This window comes from Pseudomonas sp. GW821-FHT07B01 (assembly GCF_059419065.1).
Window position 1 is genome coordinate 29,817 of record NZ_JBWKRA010000039.1, and the last position, 3,820, is coordinate 33,636.

Below are 3,820 nucleotides of genomic sequence, written 5' to 3' on the forward strand. Positions count from 1 at the left end.
CATACAAACAAAAAGCCCGCCTAGTGCGGGTTTTTTGCCGTCTGGGGTTTTTATAGGCTTTATCCGGCGTCCTCCTTTTTCTCCCTCCTCATGTGTTTTCCCATGCGTCTGCGTCGTCGCAGTTCATAGATGCAGCCAATACTGAGCTTTGGCGTGCAAGCGCTTGTTCTTTCCAGTTTTTTAACGTTTAAAACATCCGGGCGGTGTATCATGCGCCCGTCAGCCCCGCCGGGGCTTGTGGAATACCTCCATGGACTTACCCAGTAGTTACTCAGTACCCCGTTTTACCAATCATGAATTGACTGATTGATCCTTCCGGCGTGCCCCGCTGCTGGGAGTGGAGTTCGCCTATGACCGAAGTAGAAGTAAAGAAAACACAAGAAAGCCTGCAGGATCGTCTGGCTCAAGTTATCGAGCTGCTGCAGCGCCAGCGAGTGGTCGAAGACCTCACGCACCGCCAGGAAGGTCCGAACCACGACCGCGTCGAAAACCTGGTTCACCGGCAAAACCTCGTCGAGTTGCAACGCAAGCTCGATGACCTGCACTCCGCCGACGTCGCCTATATTCTTGAAGCCTTGCCGCTGGATGACCGACTGACCCTGTGGCAGTTGGTGAAGGCTGATCGTGACGGTGACATCCTTCTGGAAGTATCGGACTCGGTGCGTGAAACGCTCATCGCCGACATGGATGACCACGAACTCCTGGCTGCCGCCAAGGAGATGGATGCGGACGAGCTTGCTGACCTAGCCCCTGAGCTGCCCCGTGATGTTGTCCATGAGTTGATGGAAGCGCTCGACACGCAGCAGCGTGAGCGTGTGCGTTCCGCGCTGTCGTACGACGAGGATCAGGTCGGCGCCCTGATGGACTTCGAGATGGTCACCATCCGCGAAGACGTCAGCCTGGAAGTGGTGTTGCGTTACCTGCGCCGTCTCAAAGAGTTGCCCGGCCACACCGACAAATTGTTTGTGGTCGACTATGAGGGCATCCTCAAAGGCGTTTTGCCGATCAAGCGCCTGCTGGTCAATGATCCGGAGAAAAAAGTTGCTGACCTGATGGCTAGCGATACCGTGAGCTTCCATCCGGACGAAGATGCCTACGACGCGGCCCAGGCATTCGAGCGTTACGACTTGATCTCGGCTCCGGTGGTGGATAAGAACGGCAAGTTGATCGGTCGTCTGACCATCGATGAAATCGTCGACTTGATCCGTGAAGAAAGTGAAACCGAAGTCCTCAACATGGCGGGTTTGCGTGAAGAGGAGGATATTTTCGCGTCGGTTTGGCGTTCACTGCATAACCGCTGGGCCTGGCTGGCTATCAATCTGATTACCGCGTTCATCGCTTCTCGCGTGATCGGGTTGTTTGAAGGCTCCATCGAGAAGTTGGTTGCCTTGGCGGCGTTGATGCCGATTGTGGCGGGCATTGGCGGCAACTCCGGTAACCAGACCATCACCATGATCGTGCGCGCCATGGCGCTGGACCAGGTCAGTACCGCCAATTCCTCACGGCTGTTGCGCAAGGAACTGGCTGTAGGCCTCATAAACGGATTGGTGTGGGGTGGCGTGATTGGCGTGGTGGCCTACTTGCTCTACGGCAGTTGGTCCCTGGGCGTGGTAATGACTGCGGCCATGACGCTTAACCTGTTGCTGGCGGCCTTGATGGGGGTATTGATCCCCATGACCCTGGCGCGTCTAGGTCGCGATCCTGCCATGGGTGCCAGTGTGATGATCACGGCCATGACTGACAGTGGTGGTTTCTTCATCTTCCTGGGCCTGGCAACGATCTTCCTGCTCTGACCCTTCCAGCGGGGGCAAACCTGCCCTCGCTTTGCTTCTTATTCCCAAACTCCAGGCAAAAAAAAGCCAGCACATGGCTGGCTTCGGCTTTCAGGTGTCAATCAATTGGCTTCTGCGGCCGCCTCCACGTCATGCGCGATAAGCGAGACGAGAGCATTTTGCTGGCGGTGGGAGAGCTGACGAAAACGCTGCAGCAGTTCGCGTTCGTGCAGTGACAGCTCGGGGCTGTCCAGGCGCATGCTCAACTCTTCACCCAAGGCACCTTCCTGAATAAGGCTTTGTTCCAGGCGTGCGATGATTTCGGAGTTCATGCTGCGGTGATGATTGCGAGCCACCTCGGCAATGCGTTCCCGCATTCCGTCTGGCAGACGTACGACGAATTTGTCAGCCGTACGGCTGGAATAAATTGCCTGTTTCAATGGGCGCATATATTTAACCGGTTAGTTCAGGGGAGCGGTTTCTGGAATTGGCCGCAAGATGAGTGTTAAGACAAGGCTCACGACCAAAGTTCAACCCGAATTGCAAAGAGGCCGCATCATGCCTCAGATTTGACATTTCATTGGCGTCAATTCTGTGACAAATATTGAACCGCCTACAGGCTTTATGCCAGTACTGATTTACGTTTTTGCGGACTGGTTGGAAAAATTTCCCGCAGCTGCAGCGAAGCTCGGCAATCTTCGTCCAGACCAGCGCGGAATCTGAGTCGAAGGGCGTCCTTTCTATAGGGATATGGCCTTTTGCCCGCAAGCTTAAGGTTAGTAGTTGTTCGGCTATTTACGAGTGTCAGGCGACATAAGGTAGGGAGAAGGGGCGGCGGGGGAGGGCTAGCGAAGGATTGGATCGAATTTGATTCGGCGACCCTTGATGAGTGCCATAATCAGTAGGCTGCCCAGCACGGCGCTTGCGACGAAGGCCAGGGTTTGAGCTTGTTGTGAGGTGGCTCCCAGGCCTAGTGCGGCGGACATGAGGGTCAGGCACAGAAATAACCAGGCAGATTTGGACATGAATAATTTTCTCAGAAAACCCAATGCTCGGCCGCTGGGGCAGATTGGGTTTCTTGGGTCAGGCGGATGGGGGGCTGGGGGTTGGCAGTCATCAGTGCGAGTTGAGGGCGCTGTTGCAGATGGTGGGGAATGGCTTGGCTGATTTGCGCGCCGTCTCCAGTATTGGTCGGCTGAAAATGAAACGTCACCACCGCGGCCAGTGCCACAGCGTTCAGTGCTAATAGAAGGGCGCTGTTCATAGTCATGGTCTCCACGGTGCCTGGAACGATTGGTTGTGTATGTATGACTTTGCAGATGTCGTGCCAACCTATTAGGCCAATAAAAACAAAGAGTTAGATTTAATTTGTGGGGTTTTGAGGTTGCAGTTTGCACTAATGGCATATTAGTGCAGTGCAATTTGCACGATGCATCCGAAGGCTTTGGTCTGCAGCGAGATGCTTTGAATGCATTCGCAGGGATCGGCCTACATTCAAAATGCCAACGGACGACATGACAAAACCAGCCTCGGCCGTTAAGATGCACGCCGTCTGTCGCTAGCCCTTCCGGGTAAGCATTTGGCATTTGTCCCAGTAGCTCAATTGGATAGAGCATCCCCCTCCTAAGGGGAAGGTTGGCCGTTCGAACCGGCCCTGGGACACCATCTCCGTAAAGCTTTCCCCTCCTGGTAATCGCTGGTTTCAACAAGCAGTCTTTCTCTCTCCTCGCTTTCGCAGGTCTCGGCTGGGCTTCTTTCGGTTGGCGCTTGGTGCATTTGTGTGGGTGTGGATAATTCACGCCCCACGGCTATGCGCTTCTTCTATATAGAGCAGGCGGCGAGGCATCCTGGTTTTTATGGGGCAAGTAAGTGTTTCGCTTTTTTTTAAGATAGGGGGTTGACGTTCATGGCGATCCCTGTAGAATTCGCCTCCCGCTTACGAGAGATCGCAAGCGCAAGTGGTTGAAGTTATTGAAGAAATCTTCGAAAACTTCTGAAAATAACCACTTGACAGCAAATGAGGCTGCTGTAGAATGCGCGCCTCGGTT

General features: G+C 54.3%; 4 protein-coding genes and 1 tRNA gene. 2 read left to right on the top strand and 3 right to left on the bottom strand.

Annotated features, from left to right (window positions below; genetic code table 11):
• Positions 1–350 precede the first annotated feature (350 nt).
• Positions 351–1,793, top strand: a complete 1,443-nt coding sequence (gene mgtE, locus AC07S6_RS26490; protein ID WP_003193593.1) for a magnesium transporter — start codon at positions 351–353, stop codon at positions 1,791–1,793.
• A gap of 101 nt (positions 1,794–1,894) precedes the next feature.
• Here mgtE and AC07S6_RS26495 read toward each other — a convergent pair whose 3' ends face one another.
• The 3 genes from AC07S6_RS26495 to AC07S6_RS26505 form a co-directional block, all read right to left on the bottom strand.
• The gene (locus AC07S6_RS26495; protein WP_003193592.1) at positions 1,895–2,221 is read right to left on the bottom strand and encodes an Arc family DNA-binding protein; all 327 of its coding nucleotides are present in this window, start codon (positions 2,219–2,221) and stop codon (positions 1,895–1,897) included.
• A 396-nt stretch (positions 2,222–2,617) separates the two neighbouring features.
• Entirely contained in the window at positions 2,618–2,797 is a 180-nt protein-coding gene (locus tag AC07S6_RS26500; RefSeq protein WP_232104129.1) for a PA3371 family protein, read from the bottom strand.
• Positions 2,798–2,808: 11 nt separating this feature from the next.
• Entirely contained in the window at positions 2,809–3,036 is a 228-nt protein-coding gene (locus AC07S6_RS26505) for a hypothetical protein (RefSeq protein ID WP_197883397.1), read from the bottom strand.
• A 324-nt stretch (positions 3,037–3,360) separates the two neighbouring features.
• Between AC07S6_RS26505 and AC07S6_RS26510 the strand changes: the two genes are divergently transcribed.
• A tRNA-Arg gene (locus tag AC07S6_RS26510) sits at positions 3,361–3,437 on the top strand.
• Positions 3,438–3,820 lie beyond the last annotated feature (383 nt).